Source organism: Psychrobacter sp. Arc29, from assembly GCF_041431175.1.
GTDB lineage: Bacteria > Pseudomonadota > Gammaproteobacteria > Pseudomonadales > Moraxellaceae > Psychrobacter.
Window position 1 is genome coordinate 276007 of record NZ_JASMRR010000003.1, and the last position, 15262, is coordinate 291268.

14 protein-coding genes are annotated in these 15262 nt (G+C 45.2%); 9 read left to right on the forward strand and 5 right to left on the reverse strand.

Annotated elements, in window-relative coordinates:
- The first annotated feature begins 117 nt into the window (after nt 1-117).
- The 9 genes from betT to QO189_RS06295 all read left to right on the forward strand — a co-directional run bounded on the left by betT (nt 118) and on the right by QO189_RS06295 (nt 9475).
- The gene (gene betT / locus QO189_RS06255) at nt 118-2163 is read left to right on the forward strand and encodes a choline BCCT transporter BetT (RefSeq protein WP_371531996.1); all 2046 of its coding nucleotides are present in this window, start codon (nt 118-120) and stop codon (nt 2161-2163) included.
- Nucleotides 2164-2380: 217 nt separating this feature from the next.
- Entirely contained in the window at nt 2381-2869 is a 489-nt protein-coding gene (locus QO189_RS06260; protein ID WP_371531997.1) for a YgjP-like metallopeptidase domain-containing protein, read from the forward strand.
- A gap of 159 nt (nt 2870-3028) precedes the next feature.
- Nucleotides 3029-3451: a tetratricopeptide repeat protein gene (locus tag QO189_RS06265; protein ID WP_371531998.1), complete on the forward strand. Its 423-nt coding sequence runs from the start codon at nt 3029-3031 to the stop codon at nt 3449-3451.
- 27 nt (nt 3452-3478) lie between these two features.
- Complete coding sequence (locus QO189_RS06270) at nt 3479-4672, forward strand: flavin monoamine oxidase family protein (RefSeq protein WP_371531999.1); 1194 nt, start codon at nt 3479-3481, stop codon at nt 4670-4672.
- A 72-nt stretch (nt 4673-4744) separates the two neighbouring features.
- The gene (locus QO189_RS06275) at nt 4745-5683 is read left to right on the forward strand and encodes a DMT family transporter (protein WP_371532000.1); all 939 of its coding nucleotides are present in this window, start codon (nt 4745-4747) and stop codon (nt 5681-5683) included.
- A gap of 189 nt (nt 5684-5872) precedes the next feature.
- On the forward strand, nt 5873-7633 hold the full coding sequence (locus tag QO189_RS06280; RefSeq protein ID WP_371532001.1) for a TrkH family potassium uptake protein: 1761 nt from the start codon (nt 5873-5875) through the stop codon (nt 7631-7633).
- Nucleotides 7634-7711: 78 nt separating this feature from the next.
- Entirely contained in the window at nt 7712-8413 is a 702-nt protein-coding gene (locus tag QO189_RS06285; RefSeq protein ID WP_371532002.1) for a TrkA family potassium uptake protein, read from the forward strand.
- Nucleotides 8414-8456: 43 nt separating this feature from the next.
- Nucleotides 8457-8999, forward strand: a complete 543-nt coding sequence (locus QO189_RS06290; protein WP_371532003.1) for a DUF3124 domain-containing protein — start codon at nt 8457-8459, stop codon at nt 8997-8999.
- Nucleotides 9000-9061: 62 nt separating this feature from the next.
- Nucleotides 9062-9475: a PaaI family thioesterase gene (locus QO189_RS06295; protein WP_371532004.1), complete on the forward strand. Its 414-nt coding sequence runs from the start codon at nt 9062-9064 to the stop codon at nt 9473-9475.
- Nucleotides 9476-9577: 102 nt separating this feature from the next.
- Here the strand turns inward: QO189_RS06295 and QO189_RS06300 are convergent, their stop codons facing one another.
- The 5 genes from QO189_RS06300 to QO189_RS06320 form a co-directional block, all read right to left on the reverse strand.
- The gene (locus QO189_RS06300) at nt 9578-10258 is read right to left on the reverse strand and encodes a cytochrome c (RefSeq protein WP_371532005.1); all 681 of its coding nucleotides are present in this window, start codon (nt 10256-10258) and stop codon (nt 9578-9580) included.
- An 87-nt stretch (nt 10259-10345) separates the two neighbouring features.
- Nucleotides 10346-11947 carry a flavin monoamine oxidase family protein gene (locus QO189_RS06305; RefSeq protein ID WP_371532006.1) on the reverse strand — a complete coding sequence of 534 codons (1602 nt, stop codon included), beginning with the start codon at nt 11945-11947 and terminating at the stop codon, nt 10346-10348.
- A 94-nt stretch (nt 11948-12041) separates the two neighbouring features.
- Nucleotides 12042-13442, reverse strand: coding sequence for a c-type cytochrome (locus QO189_RS06310; protein WP_371532007.1), 1401 nt, complete (start codon nt 13440-13442; stop codon nt 12042-12044).
- Nucleotides 13443-13597: 155 nt separating this feature from the next.
- On the reverse strand, nt 13598-14212 hold the full coding sequence (locus QO189_RS06315; RefSeq protein WP_371532008.1) for a YceI family protein: 615 nt from the start codon (nt 14210-14212) through the stop codon (nt 13598-13600).
- A 220-nt stretch (nt 14213-14432) separates the two neighbouring features.
- A complete protein-coding gene (locus tag QO189_RS06320; protein WP_371532009.1) occupies nt 14433-15227 on the reverse strand; it encodes a PAP2 family lipid A phosphatase in 795 nt (264 codons plus the stop codon).
- Nucleotides 15228-15262: the final 35 nt, after the last annotated feature.

A 15262-nucleotide genomic window follows, 5' to 3' on the forward strand; every position in this document is an offset into this window, starting at 1 on the left:
ATTGGTACTGCTTTGTGCGTCATGCGGTTCTGTATACGTTATGTGGTTAAAAGTCATAATGCTATGCCGGACAAAGCAATATCGGACACTGTTTAATTTACCTATTTGAGGTCTTTTATGTACAGTTCGCCATCACAAGATGTGACGAAACCTTTGAGCCTAAATAAAACTGTGTTTTTAGGTTCGGCTATTATTTCTATTTTATTGATAATCTGGACCATTGTTTTTCCAGATTATAGTGAGACCTTACTCAGCTCAAGCATGGCTTGGGTATCAGATAAGTTTGGCTGGTACTACATGTTGGTGGTTGCCGCTTATAGTATCTTTGCTTTGTTTGTCGGTTTTTCTAAATATGGCGATATCAAGCTGGGGCAGGATCACGAAAAAGCGCAGTTTCCGTTTTTAGCGTGGGCTGCCATGCTCTTCTCCGCTGGTATTGGTATAGATCTATTGTTTTTTGGTGCGTCAGAGCCATTGATGCATTATCTAACACCGCATACGGGACTAGAGCCTGCGAGTGCCGAGGCGATGCGTCAAGCACTTGCTCAGACCTTTTTGCATTGGGGTTTACATGGCTGGGGTATTTATGCACTGATTGGTATGGCATTGGCTTACTTCGCCTATCGCAAAAACATGCCACTTGCGCTACGCTCACCGCTCACACCGATATTTGGTGAACGCTTGATCAAAGGCTGGTTGGGTGATGGGATTGATACTTTCGGTGTCGTGTGTACGTTGATGGGTATTGCGACAAGTCTGGGTATTGGGGTCTTACAGGCTAATGCTGGCTTGACCCATGTCTTTGGTATTGAATCTAGCAAGATGGTTCAAGCGCTTATCATTGTCGGTGTGGTCGTAGCCGCTGCTGTCTCTGCGATGACGGGTGTCGAAAAAGGCGTACGTCGTCTGTCTGAATTCAATATGCTGTCGTCAATATTGCTATTGCTTGCCATCCTCGTGATGGGTAATACCGTCTATTTATTAAACACTTTTACGCAAAATATTGGTCAATATTTCCAAACCATTATTTATAAAACCTTTGATGTTTACGCTTACGACGGTACTGCCGGTGCCGACTGGAAATCAGGTTGGACGATATTTTTCTGGGCATGGTGGGTGGCTTGGGCACCGTTTGTTGGTCTATTTATTGCACGTATTAGCCGTGGCCGTACGCTACGTGAGTTTGTCTTTGGCGTGATGTTTATTCCATTGGGCTTTATTTTTGCATGGTTCTCTATCTTTGGTAACACCGCGATAGATCTGGTCGCCAATGGCGCAACGGCGCTTGGTGAAACTGCCGTCAATGATGCCGCGATGGGTATGTTTGCACTATTTGAATACTTCCCTTATAGCGAAGTCCTATCATTTGCAGGTGTGATCATCGGTCTGGTGTTCTTTGTGACTTCTGCTGACTCAGGCGCGTTGGTACTTGCGAACCTAAGCTCAAGAGGCATGACCAATGACACCGATGCACCGGTTTGGTTACGTTTATTTTGGGCGGCGGCAACGGGTCTTATCACGCTAGGCTTATTATTTGCAGGTGGTTTTGCTTCACTGCAATCCGTCTCTGTGATTGCAGGCTTGCCGTTCTCTCTGATTCTAGTGCTCTATATGATGTCCATGTGGAAGTCACTGAAAGAAGAGGGCAATAAGCGCAAAGCCAGCACGATTGGTACTGCCAATGTACTTGATAGCGGTAAAGGCTGGAAAGCACGCTTGCAACGCATTGTGAGTTTCCCAGGACACGCGCAGGTCGAAAAATTCTTGAAAACGGTGGTGATGCCAGCGATGACTGAGGTCGAAAAAGAGTTCAAAGCAGGCGGTCTCAAAACCTCTTTAGATGCGCATAACCTTGCCAGTATCGGTGAAGATATCGATGCCGGTATGGATAAAGACAGTGGTCAGGTAGACGGTCTAAAACTGCGTGTTGGTCATGGTGATGAAGATGACTTTATTTATGAAGTTAACTTGATCAAAGCCGAACGTCCTAACTTTACATTGAATACATCAAACAAGCAGGCAGAGCATTATTATCGTGCTGAGGTGTTCTTAAGTGAAGGCTCGCAAGAGTATGACTTGGTTGGCTACACCAAAGAGCAAGTATTGGTCGATATCTTAAATCAGTACGAGCGTCATTTACAGTATCTACATTTAGAGCGTTAATGGCTTAGACTTATCAGCTATCAATCTATATATACGATAGCTGATAAGTGCCCATCTTTATAAGAAATGACCCCATAAGTTGGCTACAGCTTATGGGGTTTTTTATGACGAACAAAACAAGCGAGAAACAGCATAAGTGAAAGATAACATATAGCCAATATAAGGTAAAATCTATCAAACAAGCGGATAAGTTTTTACACAAGCAAAGGATATTGTTGTGACGAGATTAAAATACATAGCGCATTACTCAGAGCAGATTCAAACGCAAGCGGCGCAAATGATAAGTGATGGCAGAATGGGTGAGTATTTGGATAAAAAATATCCCACCCAGCATCAAGTACAAAGTGATAAGGCGCTTTATCACTATATCAATGAAATAAAAAACCAGTACATGCGTAAGATTGGCCCGCTATCACATGTCAGTTATAGCAGTAAGTTAAAGGTACTAAAGCATGCGCTAGGTATTCATACCACGCAGTCTCGGGTGCAAGGCAGTAAGCTTAAATCGCACAACAGCATCACGGTTGCTAGTCTATTCAAAGACGCGCCGCCAGAGTTTTTGCGGATGATTGTGGTGCATGAGCTTGCTCATTTTAAAGAGCACGATCATAATAAAGCGTTTTATCAACTGTGCTGTCATATGGAGCCTGAATATCACCAGCTCGAATTAGACATGCGCTTATGGTTGCACTGGCAAGAGCGGTGATTAGACAGAAATATAAAGTCAAAATAGCTCTTTGCCACCGTCTGAAAACGCTCAACGTTATCGCTAACCGTGCTAAGCTTGCCTGTACTAAAAATTTAACTGCCAAATCATAAATTGAGACACAGTTTTTTTGTTATCTCACGAAAAATAGAGAAAAAAATGATCAACACCAAAATATATAAAGCCATTTATACCTTAGCCGAAGAATTGCTAGAGGCCGATCGTCGCGGCGACCAAGCAAAATTTGATGCGCTTTATGCGGAACTAAAAGCCATTTGTACCGACAACGAAAATACCGATAAAGATCATCCAGAGCAGTGGGAGACACTTGCTGATTTTACAGAAGATTTGGATGAAGCATTGGTGATTTATGATAAAGCGTTGGTCAAAGCCACGGCGATCAATTCAAAAGATCATATGTCATCAATTGCTTTTTCTATGGCAGTTCTACAGATTGAGACTGGTGAGACTGAAGCTGCTATCCAAAATCTACAAAATGCCAAAGTCACGGCCAATAAAATCGAAGATAAAGAGTTTAAGGTTGAGATAGATGAGCTACTCACGAAGCTGCTAGCTGAGTAACTTCTACCAAATAGGAATAAATCTGATATGCAAGACGTACCTATAGTGATCGTTGGCGGTGGCTTAAGTGGACTATACGCCGCCTTTTTATTAGAGCAAAAAGGCATCGCGTATAGACTGTTAGAGGCGCGTGATACATTGGGTGGTCGTATTGCAGTCGCCAAGTCTTCAGGTCTGACCCATTCGGAACAGGCAGCTCTTGACAAAAAGGCTGCTGATAAGGAAGCTGCTAATAAAATATCTGATAACACAGAATCAAATAATGCGTTTGATTTGGGACCTTCTTGGTTTTGGCCAGACTATCAGCCGCAGTTGAGTAGTCTTATTGAATCATTAAATCTATCGCGCTTTGCGCAGTTCGAAGTAGGCGATATGATGATGGAGCGCGCTGCTGAGCAATCATCTGTGCGTATGCAAGGTTATAAAAGCGCGCCGCCTTCTATGCGTTTAGTCGGTGGAATGGCTGCTTTGATTGATGCGCTATACGCTCGCTTAGATACTCGCTATATCATGACCAATCAAAAGGTACGGCAGTTGACTAAGACGGATGGGTATATTGAAGTGCAGAGCGAAGATACTTCTGGACATGTGACCGGATATGTCAATACGTTTCGAGCGCAGCATGTGTTACTTGCGCTACCGCCTCGGTTGGTAGAAGGTTGTATAACATTTCAGCCAGCATTACCGCAAAATCTGAGCACCCAGTGGCAAGAGACAGCAACTTGGATGGCACCTCATGCCAAATATGTGGCGGTCTATGAGTCACCATTTTGGCGATATAACGGTCTCTCAGGCGCAGCGCGCAGTGCGATAGGGCCACTTACCGAGATACATGACGCTTCTACGCTAGAAGGTAATGGCGCGTTGTTTGGCTTCTTTGGTGTTCCCGCGCAAGTGCGCCAAAGTGTCTCTGATGATGTGTTAAAAGAACACTGCCGTGCGCAGTTGGTGCGGCTATTTGGGGCACAGGCGGATACGCCAATCGCTGAGTATCTCAAAGATTGGGCACAAGATTCATTGACGGCGATGCCAGCTGATGTCAGCGGCGATGGTCAGCATGCAGTAGCGCCATCATCTAAGCCACAAACAGGTGTATGGCAAGATTGTTTAACAGGCTGTGGTAGTGAATGGTCAGCGCAGTTCCCTGGCTATATTGCGGGCGCTATTGATGCAGCGGCAACGGCGGTACAAAGCTTGCCTGCGACTGTGTTATCTAGATAGTGTTGTCTCGATGATAAACACCGCAAAAAGTTATCCAGCTAGATAAAACATCGTCATCCAATAGGATAGCTGATGAATAACTCGCTCAAAAAAAACACTCGCAAGGCTACTTGGCTTGTGCCTTTTGCTTGCTTATTAGCAGGCGGCGCGCTCACTGGTATTTCGACCAATCTAGCAAAATACGCGGGTGACATTGGGCTGACACCACTAGCGTTTTTGTTTTGGTCGATCACTGGTGCTGCTATTATTCTCTTGATAGTCTCTTTTCTGAGAAAAGAAGCCCTTCCTTTTAGCGCTCATAGTATCGAGTATTATTTTGTCGCCGCCTTTGTCAGCGTGGCGGCTGCTAATTTACTGTTATTTTCTGCTATTCCTCATGTTGGGGCAGGGTTTGTTGCCCTAATTATATCTTTACCCCCACTGCTAACGTATCTTGGCGCACTGCTGCTACGTATGGAGCGTTTTTATCTCATTCGTGCGCTTGGCGTAGTGGCGGCGCTTTTTGGCGCAGGGGTATTGGCTATCCATAAGCTTTCTGCACCAGAGTCTAGTGTCTTTTGGATTTTAGTCGCGCTGTGCGGGCCAGTGCTACTCGCCATTGGTAATATCTATCGGACATTACGCTGGCCTGACAATGCTTCATCTAGTGCGCTCGCACCCGGCATGCTGGTTGCGGCGGCGCTGCTGTTAGGTTTGTTTAGTGCGCTCTCTGATTTTTCTGTCGCGATATCTTTAGATGATTGGTTGCCGCTAGGATTGATAGCCGTACAAGCATCGGTGTTTGCTGGTCAGTTCTCATTATTATTTCTTTTGCAAAAAACAGGTGGTCCTGTTTTGCTCAGTTTATTAGGTGCAGTGGGAGCAGTCGTTGGTGTACCTATCGCGATTTTTTTACAAGGGGAGCGTCCGCCTGAAGGCTTGTTTTTAGGAGCGACGTTAATAGCCATTGGTGTGGTACTGGTAACATGGGGCGGTGTAAAGATGACGACGGTAACGATAAAGGACGAGTGAAAGCTAGCTTATCAAGCGACACAATCAGTAAGTGTGCTATATCCTTGCAAGTATTTGATATTCTTTTTTAATCTTGATTATGATCTATATTGATTCAATAATTCGTTACGATTATTTCAAATCAGTTTTTGTGAATACGATGAAAAAGGAGTATAAGTATCGTGGTTATCGTTGTCATGGACTCAGGCTATGAATGCAGCCACACGTTATCAATTATTAAATAATTTTACGATTCTTATTAGTGTTATCGGGGTAGTTGTTGCCTTGTTAGATAGTGGCTTTACGCTACCAACATGGATACAACAAGTTTTTCATATTTTTTATTTGGTCATTATCTTGTTGAGCTTTGTGGTGACAGTTGGCCGTTATATTTACACAAAAAAACCGCTAACGCTTAATAAAGTCGCAGTGTTTGACGCCTTTACCAGTACAGCGATTGTCATTTTATTGATAGCGCATTTCACTGACTTGGTGCGTTCTGGATTGGACGCCGCCGTTGATGGTTTTGTTGCGATAAAAATCGCCGTGTTTGTCACCTTTATCCGTGAACTCTCTGATCATAATTTCAATCTCAATCGTACCTTTCTAAATCCTGCACAGTTTTTTATCTTAAGCTTCTTAGCTGTTGTGCTGGTTGGTGCTTTGCTCCTAATGATGCCCAATGCGACAACGCAGCCGTTATCTTTTATTGATGCACTCTTTACCGCGACCAGTGCCGTTTGTGTGACTGGGCTTATCGTCGTGGATACGGCAACCTATTTTACGACGTTTGGCCAAGTTATTATCATGGGGCTGATACAAATCGGCGGCTTAGGTATTTTGACGTTCGTGACGTATTTTAGTTATTTTTTTAAGGGCGGTGTCAGCTATGAGACGCAAGCGAGCATTAGCGAGATGTCTTATATGCGCGGCATGGGTAATGTGGTGTCGACACTCAAGTCTATCTTATATGTGACATTCGCCGTTGAGGCGGTGGCGGCAGCACTCATTTATATCAGCATTTATGATATGCCTGATATGGACTGGTCTGAGCAATTGTTTTTTTCGGTTTTTCATGCGATTTCCGCTTTTTGTAATGCTGGGTTTTCTACCTTTAGTGCTGGCATGTATGACGATTCGATACGCTTCAATTATCCATTGCAGCTTATCATTGCGATGACCTTTATCTTTGGTGGTATGGGCTTTACCATTGTGGTCAATGTGCTGCGGTATTTGCGTCATCGCGCTGAGCGACTCATATATCGCAATGACCGGCACTATATTTATCAGCCTTGGTTGCTGAATATCAATAGCCGTATTACTTTGATTACGACTGGTGCGTTATTGTTGACTGGTCTGATCGGTGTGATGGTATTTGAATACAATAATGTACTCGCTGACCATACCAGCTTTTTTGGTAAGCTTATCACAGGGTTTTTTACGGCTGCCACGCCGCGAACCGCAGGGTTCAATGTCATTGATATGGGTGAGCTGACTTTTCCAACAGTCATGCTAACGATATTTTTGATGTGGATTGGGGCGTCGCCCAACTCGACGGGTGGTGGTATCAAGACCAGTACCTTTGCGATTGCGCTATTAAATACACTGAGTCTAGCCCGTGGGCAAACGAAGATAGAAGTCTTCAAGCGTCAGATTGCGGAGATTTCAGTCCGCCGCGCGTTCTCTATTATGTGGTTGTCATTATTGGTCATCGGTACGGGTGTGACGCTGATTAGTTATGATCAGCCAGAGCTTGATTTGATCAAAGTGGTGTTTGAGTGTTTCTCAGCTTATAGCACGGTGGGGCTAAGTTTAAACCTGACAGCAGATTTATCAGATTTTAGTAAAGTGGTGGTTTCGGTCATCATGTTTGTTGGACGGGTCAGTATGCTGACGATATTTATTGCGCTACTCAAAAACATGCGCCAACGCAATTATCGCTATCCGACTGAAGAAATCACGATTAACTAAATCGTCGTAAACAGACGATTTTATGCTTAAAAACGAGTAAAGATATATCAAAAGATACTGAAAAAGGTCATTAAGGTTATGAAATACATCATCGTAGGATTGGGGAATTTTGGTGCGTCACTGGGAGCAGCATTGACCCGCCAAGGTCACGAAGTGATTGCTATTGACAACAGCATGCAACGAGTAGAGGCCTACAAGGAAGTCATCTCTCATACGCTCTGTATGGATGCCACGGATGAGTACACCGTGAGCGGATTACCGATTGTCGATACCGATACTGTCATTGTTGCTATTGGGGAAGATCAAGGCGCCAATGTTATGGCGACGGCGTTATTCAAGACGCTAAAAGCGAAACGTTTGATCAGCCGCAGCATCAACCCGCTACACAAAAAAGTCCTACAAGCCATTGGTGTCGATGACATTATTTACCCTGAAAAAGAAGCGGCTAATCGCTGGGCCAAACGACTGTCACTAAGCCATTTCGTTGATTCGTTCGAGTTGAGCGATAACTTCAGTATGGTAGAAATTAAGATTCCAAATGTATTGATCGGCAGGACGGTTGAGGAGTTGCGGTTGGAGCAAAAATTCAATATCCGATTGCTTAGTACCTTGCGCTATGAGTATTATGAAGACAGCTTTGGTCGTACCCAGACCAAACCTAGCGTGCAAGGTCTGGCCACGCCTGATCAAATATTGCAAGACCGTGATGTATTGGTCATTTATGGCGCAAACAAACACATCAACCAGTTCTTACGTAGCGTGGGTGTGAAAATCAAATAACGGCTTGCAATCGCAGTGACATGAGAAGAGACAGGGGAAGTTTATGAATAAGCGCAGTATATCCGTTCTATTGGTCGCTGTTATGGTGTTGCTGTCAGGCTGTGATCCGTCTGCGCAAGATCCGAACGTTCTTCTGTCCGAGCGCCAACAAGATCCGATTGAAGCGTTAGAGGTAACCTCCGATGTAGATCGCAGTCAGTTCAGTTATAAAGAAACCTTTTATGTACCGATTTATTCTGATATCTATACCGATAGAGACAATCGCAAAGTGCTATTGTCAGCGACACTGAGTGTGCGTAATACCACACTCAAAAAATCACTATATATTAATAAAATTGATTACTACGATACCGATGGTGCACTGGTAAAATCGTATCTAAGCAAGCCCATTGAGCTACCAGCAATGGCTACGCTCAACTATATCGTCGAAAAAGAAGAAGATAAAGGCGGGTCGGGTGCCAACTTTATTATCGAAGTTGAAGGTATCGATGAAACCGTCAGACCAGTTATCGAAGCGGTCATGATTGGTAATTTTAGCAACAAAGGATTTGCCTTTAGTACGGAAGGTACGCCAGTAATACATTAAAGGAATGTATTCAGTGAAGTAATAAATAACAAGGAAAGTTTAATTCAACTCAAGGAAGCGTTATGTCTGCAACAAAAGAAGAAATCAGCGCCTTTATGGCGTTAGAGTTTCCACAAACCAGATGCATCGTCGAAGCAGTCAGTGAAAACGGTGCAACCTTATCGCATGATATTGGCATAGATGAGTTACGTCCTGGCGGCACAGTATCGGGACCTGTCATGATGGCCGTCGCTGACGTCGCCATCTATGTCGCGATACTTGGCAAAATCGGCATCGTACCATTAACGGTGACGACGAGTCTGACCATCAATTTTTTGCGTAAACCGTCAGCGGATGCACGTATTATCGCTGAATGCACCTTACTCAAAGTAGGGCGAGCCTTGATAGTAGGCGAGGTGTCTCTATATTCAGAAGGTTCAGATGAGGTCGTGGCTCATGTCGTCGGCACCTATTCTGTACCGCCCAAGCGTATCTAAAACGCTATGTAAGCGTTTGGATAGCTCATCAAAAGAGCAGCTATGTTAAGAGGTTGCTCTTATTTTATCGGTCGACGTGCTTTATAAAATAGCGAGTACCATCTATTCACTAGGATCTGAACCTGGTGGAAAATTATGGCGTAGCTGCGCAACATTAGCAGTGGTCACTGTATCTGTGAAGTTATTTAGATCGCTATGCACGTATTGTGTGACGGCGGCTATTTGCTCGTCGTTCATCATACTATGGAACGATGGCATACCGCGCAGACCATTGATTAACACACTAATAATATAGTACTTCGATTGCATCTTGCTGTTGTTAGCAAGCGGTGGATAGTAGCCAGCGCCGTATGCACCTTCACCTTTTTGCATATGACAACCTGCACAAGAGTCGTCATAAAGCTTTTTACCATTAGTGGTAAAGAACCCCGTCTTACCCTGTGTGCTGCCTTCAAACTTGGCGAGCCACGGCTTCATGCTAGGATCATCGCTCATTTTTGGTATTGAGCGTACATCGACGATATTGCTGGCGGGTTCAGCCAACTCGTTTTTGGACATATATACGCCGCCCCATGCGCCCTGATTGCGACTGGCCTGATTGTCAAAATTTTTGTTAAATACCATAGGCGTTGTCTGTGGATTGGCGATAGTGGCTGCGTTTTTTGCCTTATACTGACTACAGCCTGACAACGTTGTTAATGCAATTGACCCGCCAACCATCAGCAGCATTATGGTCTTGGCTGAGCCAGACGATGCGATTGGGTTTGGTGTCACCATATCCATGATTATTCCTAATGTAGCTATTCTCATTATTATCATCCTTGCTTCAACGCCAGACTGGTCATCCAAATGCTTACTAAAAAGACACTGCTACCCAAGTTTCTTGGCCTTTTGATGCAAGCGTTTGGCGGCATCCATACCAGATAATATTGCCCCTTCTTGCCACGCAGGAATGTGCGAGCAATGCTCACCTGCCAGTACGATGCGGTGGTCAATCTCGCAGAGGGTCTCGTAATATTGCTCACGACTCGACTCGCTCCAGATACCATAACAGCCAAGCGACCAAGGGATACGGTGCCATGCAACCGAAGTGCCCGAGCGGAACTCTTTGGTATATTGCGGATGAATCTGTTTGCCATAGGCGAGCGCCGCGTTGATACGCTCTTTGGGTGTTAATGAGTTAAATTTATACGAAGTCTCGCCAAAGCCATAAGCGCCAAGCAACACACCAGCGCCTGTGCTAAACATATCTTGTGACGGATAGGAGATTTGGGTGATCGGCAGATCAGTATAGGTGATACCGCCATAGATCCATTCATCCTCTTCCCAGAACCGCCGTTTGAATTCTAAACCCACTTTATACGAGCTATCATAAGGGACGGCTGCCATCGCTTTTTTCATCGGAGCGGAGACGTTAATATCAATTTGAGTCAGTATGGATAAAGGAATCGTACAAATGCACCAATCTGCGCGCACCGTTTTGGTGGCACCGTCAGGGCTATTGCTATCAACATAATCAACGGTAACGCCTGTCTCGCCTTGATTGATCTTGGTGACTTTGGCATTGAAGGTAATCATATCGCGGCACTCGCGCGTGAACGCATCACCAATTTTTCCCATACCGCCGACAGGCTGAAACATCGTTGGTTGATGCACATGGACGGTATAGTTGCTATAAATGTCCGACCACATGCCTGAGTCTAGTAGCTTATCCATCGGTATAGGCGTTGATGGCTTGGCATCAGGCATCAAACCGCCACCCGGATACACACTATAGCCGCGATGCTTGCCGGTTTCATGGCTTTTGACATAGCGATAGTTGTTATCCAAAACGCCCCAGCCCTTTAGACCTTCGAGTAGTTTTTCTTTGTCCTCTTTATCAACGCTACTATCGAGACTGCCTTTATTGACGGCTTTGGACAGCAGTTCTGACACGTAACCGCGGATATCGCTCTGTACTTCGCCCAAGCGCTGCGGCGCACCGTTAAAGTGATTGGTACGGTGTAGATAAGCGCGATCATTGGTTTGGATAAAGGGTTGCAATGCGACGCCGAACTTTTTGCAATAATGAAAGACCGCGTAGTGATGGATGGGCAATCGCCATGGCCCACCATTAAAGTAATTGCCTTTTTTAAAGTCGCACGTGACCTCCGCACCGCCCAGCTCTATATATTTGTCACCGCTATTGAGTGTCCAGCTACGTCCGCCGCCACGATTTTGGTACTCAAGCACGGTCACTTTGTAGCCCGCTTTGCGTAGCTCATAGGCCGCAGTCAGCCCGCCCAATCCTGCACCCAAAACCACGATACTGGCGCCAGCAGGGGCACCTTTGAGGTTCATTTCTTCTTTAAAGCTCGACTCGGATGCAAACCCCAACGTGGTCATCGCTTGATACATCGCGGTCGCGCCTGCGGTCTTGCCAATCATGGAGAGCAGTTGCCGACGCGTAGGGGATTGGAGCAGGTCATTCATAGGATTATCCTTATCATGCGGGTCTTTGCCATATGATAAAAGGCGAAGATTAGAGCGCATTTTTTATAGTTGGTTTTAATGCCAATTCTTAGGGCTAGCTTTTTTCTTTTATCACACGCGTGACGTCCGCCGCGCTGACATCGCTGCTTGGTAGACCACCAAAGGTGACTCGTACATAGTTGGTAATGCTAGCGATTTGTGCAGGGCTTAAATCTTTTGAGAAGCCTGGCATTTTTGGTGCTGTGTTAAAGGCACCTTTCGCGCCAAAGGCAATCACGCCAACGAGCGCATCAGGTTTTACGCGGCGAATGCTACTGAGGCCAACGATAGATGCATAGCGCGCATCGGGCTGGGCGTAACCATCGACGCCATGACAGCTGGCGCAATGTGCTAAATATAAGTCTTTTGGCGAGTTGCTGCCCAAGTTATTATTGCTGCCGCTATTGTTGACACTGCTGACAGTATTCGTTTTGGCCTGCGCCAGATAGTCTTTTTGCTCAAGTAAGTTATAAGTAATAGAGTTGCTGACTGGCTGTGGTAGGCGAGAGACATTGACAGGTATGAGATAGTCATCGGTCTTAATGGCTGGGACGACTTTTAGATAAGATGCCATCGCGATCAGATCTTCGTCAGTGAGATAGCGTGTACTATGTGCCACGGCTTCCGCCATTGGCCCGCCCGCATAAGCGCGCTTATCAAGCGTTCCTGTACGTAGGTAGGTCACGATGTCCATTTCGCTCCAGCGCCCAATCCCTGTGTCGTTGTCAGGGGTGATATTTGGGGCAAACCATTTACCAAGCGGCGCCCCAGATAAGTAGCGGTCTTTATCAAGACCTTGGGTTAGATTGCGCGGCGTATGGCAGGTGCCGCAATGCTCTAGATTATTGACCAGATATTCACCACGTTGCTGGGTTTGCGTGAGTCCTGAGCGGTTTTCGGTAGAGGGTACATTGATGACATTCCATGCCAGCATTAGGCTACGGATATTCAATGGAAAAGGCAGGTGTGTGGTTTTTTCAGGGGGCTTGTCTACCACAGGGATGGTCTGAAAATAAGCAAACAAGGCACTGACGTCATCATCCGTCAGGCCATGATAGGACGGATAGGGCATCGCAGGATAGATCTGATGACCGGGTGCGCGACCTTTGCGTAAGGCTTTTTTAAAATCTGCCTCAGTATAATTGCCAATACCATAGCGCGTCGATGGTGTGATATTGGTCGAGTAAATATTGCCAATGGGCGTCTCAATCGGCACGCCGCCACTATAGTCTTCACGATGGCAGGCCATACAGTCAGCGGTACGCGCCACGTAAGCACCGCGGTTGGCAAGCGCACTATTGGCGGGGCTGGCATTAGGTAAGGTTATTCTGCTAGGCAAAGTGTCCATTGGCAGGCTGACCGTCTCTGCCATCGTAGCGGTAGAGAGTACGCCGAAACCGATTGTCGTGGTTAAGCAAAACAACAACGCTGGCATGACTGTAGAAAGTGGTTTCATAACGTCCTTATAGTGCTGATAAATCATCCTTAATCCCTCATCCTAATATGCCTGCAATTCGCCAGTCGTGTCTAGCAAAATAAAGCAACGTGATAACTATCTATATTGAAAAAGCACTGTCATAAAAAGCACTGTCGTAAAGTTAACATTAGCCGCTACTGTCTGGCGGCTTCCACCTTAATATTTAAGTTAAGATTTTTGGTCAATCCAAACCAGACAAATTTGTTTATATTCCATTTTGTGCGATCAATCGTCGCAGTGAAGTCGCCACCGCAAACGTCCTTTTTAAGACTGGGGCTCAAATAACAATCAAAATTTGTGGCTTTCAGGCTAATAGGATGCGTCTCGCCATGTAGCGTCAGCTTGCCATCTACTCTTGTTACCTGTGGGCTTTTCTTATTTTGATCAAAATACCACTTCGTCGACTTAAATTGCGCCGAGGGAAACTTTTTCGCATCAAAAAAATCCGGTCCCGTCAGGCTACTATTAAAAGAAGGGTTGCCTGTATTGAGGGAGTCTATCGGTATGATTAACGAGATATCGCCTGTTTGCCGACTTGGGTCGTATTGCAGTTGACCTTTGATATCATAAAAGCCACCAGTAGTGGCAGAGGTCTTGAAGCGTTCAATGGCAAATCGTATGTGCGTATTGGTAGGATTGATGGAGTAACTGGCGGCATGACTGTCATCGATAGTGCTGACAAGCAGTAATGGAATAAGCAGCAAGGCGTAGATGTGCGAGATTTTTTGTCCAATGCATAAGAGGTGCATGGCTACATTCCTTTGTGGGCTATCGATATGTAAAGCGTTTTATTAACGAGCGCCATCCATGGTTTTGCTCAATACTAAGCCAGTTCTCATTCATTATTTATACATTGTTTTTCAAATGGTTAGTAGTGTTATTTTAGTAAATATATAACCGCTGGTTTCAGTTATATCTAAACATTCATATCTCAATATTGATTCTAAATATTGATTCTAAATATTGATTCTAAATATTGGGTGTCCCAGTGTTAGACAGCTTTATATCAGCACGGTTTTTATGATTGTCGGTATTTTTAGTTTTATTTGCTATCGAGTGTTTGAAGAAAAGAGTGGCAAGCGCACAGGCTATCGTCAGTGATAGCAGCATCGAGACCAAAGTATGACTAAAAAAATGATCGCCAAACAGCATTTTATACAGCCCCATTGTCCATCCCAAGACCGTGACTGTGGTAAATATTTGATAGCGATACTTTTTTAACGTCGGCAAAAAAGCCAATCCATATAAGGAAAACCCTGCGCTGGCGTGAGCCGCTGGGAAGCATCTGGCGGGCGTAGCTGCTACGATATTTTGCCACAGGTTAAGGTAGGGCAGATCACCGTTAAAAATAACCAAGTCATTTGGGCAACTCACATGGGTGACGCCTTTGAGCGTGGCAATGCTAGCCGGTACAATCGCGATTATAATCAGTAGATAGCCGATCTCCCGAATTGGTAACGGAAGCAAAAATCTATCAAATTTATGGCGATGCTGCGAGGCGACGTCAGGCAAAGGCTGTCGATACTTTATGATTAACACTGCTATGAGGTAGACCGCCAGTAGAATTAATAGGGCTTTGGGCAAATCATAAAAGATAAACGCATAAGGCTGCGCGCCCTTTTCTAGTAGCCAGTGTCCATTGCTATAAAAAAGCTCACTGATGCGTATGTCCAACTGGCTATGCTCAAAAACCAAGGTGGCAATGATCGTCACGCACAGTAATTTTAGCCAGCCCCAAGCCATTGAGTGGTTTTCTAAAGTCATGGATACACCTGATAACGTACATTAAGTGATGATAG

Excerpts from the sequence above, each read along its gene's own strand:
- QO189_RS06275 (WP_371532000.1), top strand. The coding sequence starts at position 4,745 with ATGAATAACTCGCTCAAAAAAAACACTCGCAAGGCTACTTGGCTTGTG.
- QO189_RS06295 (WP_371532004.1), top strand. The coding sequence starts at position 9,062 with ATGTCTGCAACAAAAGAAGAAATCAGCGCCTTTATGGCGTTAGAGTTT.
- QO189_RS06310 (WP_371532007.1), bottom strand. The coding sequence starts at position 13,442 with ATGAAACCACTTTCTACAGTCATGCCAGCGTTGTTGTTTTGCTTAACC.
- QO189_RS06265 (WP_371531998.1), top strand. The coding sequence starts at position 3,029 with ATGATCAACACCAAAATATATAAAGCCATTTATACCTTAGCCGAAGAA.
- QO189_RS06270 (WP_371531999.1), top strand. The coding sequence starts at position 3,479 with ATGCAAGACGTACCTATAGTGATCGTTGGCGGTGGCTTAAGTGGACTA.
- QO189_RS06320 (WP_371532009.1), bottom strand. The coding sequence starts at position 15,227 with ATGACTTTAGAAAACCACTCAATGGCTTGGGGCTGGCTAAAATTACTG.
- betT (WP_371531996.1), top strand. The coding sequence starts at position 118 with ATGTACAGTTCGCCATCACAAGATGTGACGAAACCTTTGAGCCTAAAT.
- QO189_RS06305 (WP_371532006.1), bottom strand. The coding sequence starts at position 11,947 with ATGAATGACCTGCTCCAATCCCCTACGCGTCGGCAACTGCTCTCCATG.
- QO189_RS06315 (WP_371532008.1), bottom strand. The coding sequence starts at position 14,212 with ATGCACCTCTTATGCATTGGACAAAAAATCTCGCACATCTACGCCTTG.
- QO189_RS06290 (WP_371532003.1), top strand. The coding sequence starts at position 8,457 with ATGAATAAGCGCAGTATATCCGTTCTATTGGTCGCTGTTATGGTGTTG.
- QO189_RS06285 (WP_371532002.1), top strand. The coding sequence starts at position 7,712 with ATGAAATACATCATCGTAGGATTGGGGAATTTTGGTGCGTCACTGGGA.
- QO189_RS06280 (WP_371532001.1), top strand. The coding sequence starts at position 5,873 with ATGAATGCAGCCACACGTTATCAATTATTAAATAATTTTACGATTCTT.
- QO189_RS06300 (WP_371532005.1), bottom strand. The coding sequence starts at position 10,258 with ATGGATATGGTGACACCAAACCCAATCGCATCGTCTGGCTCAGCCAAG.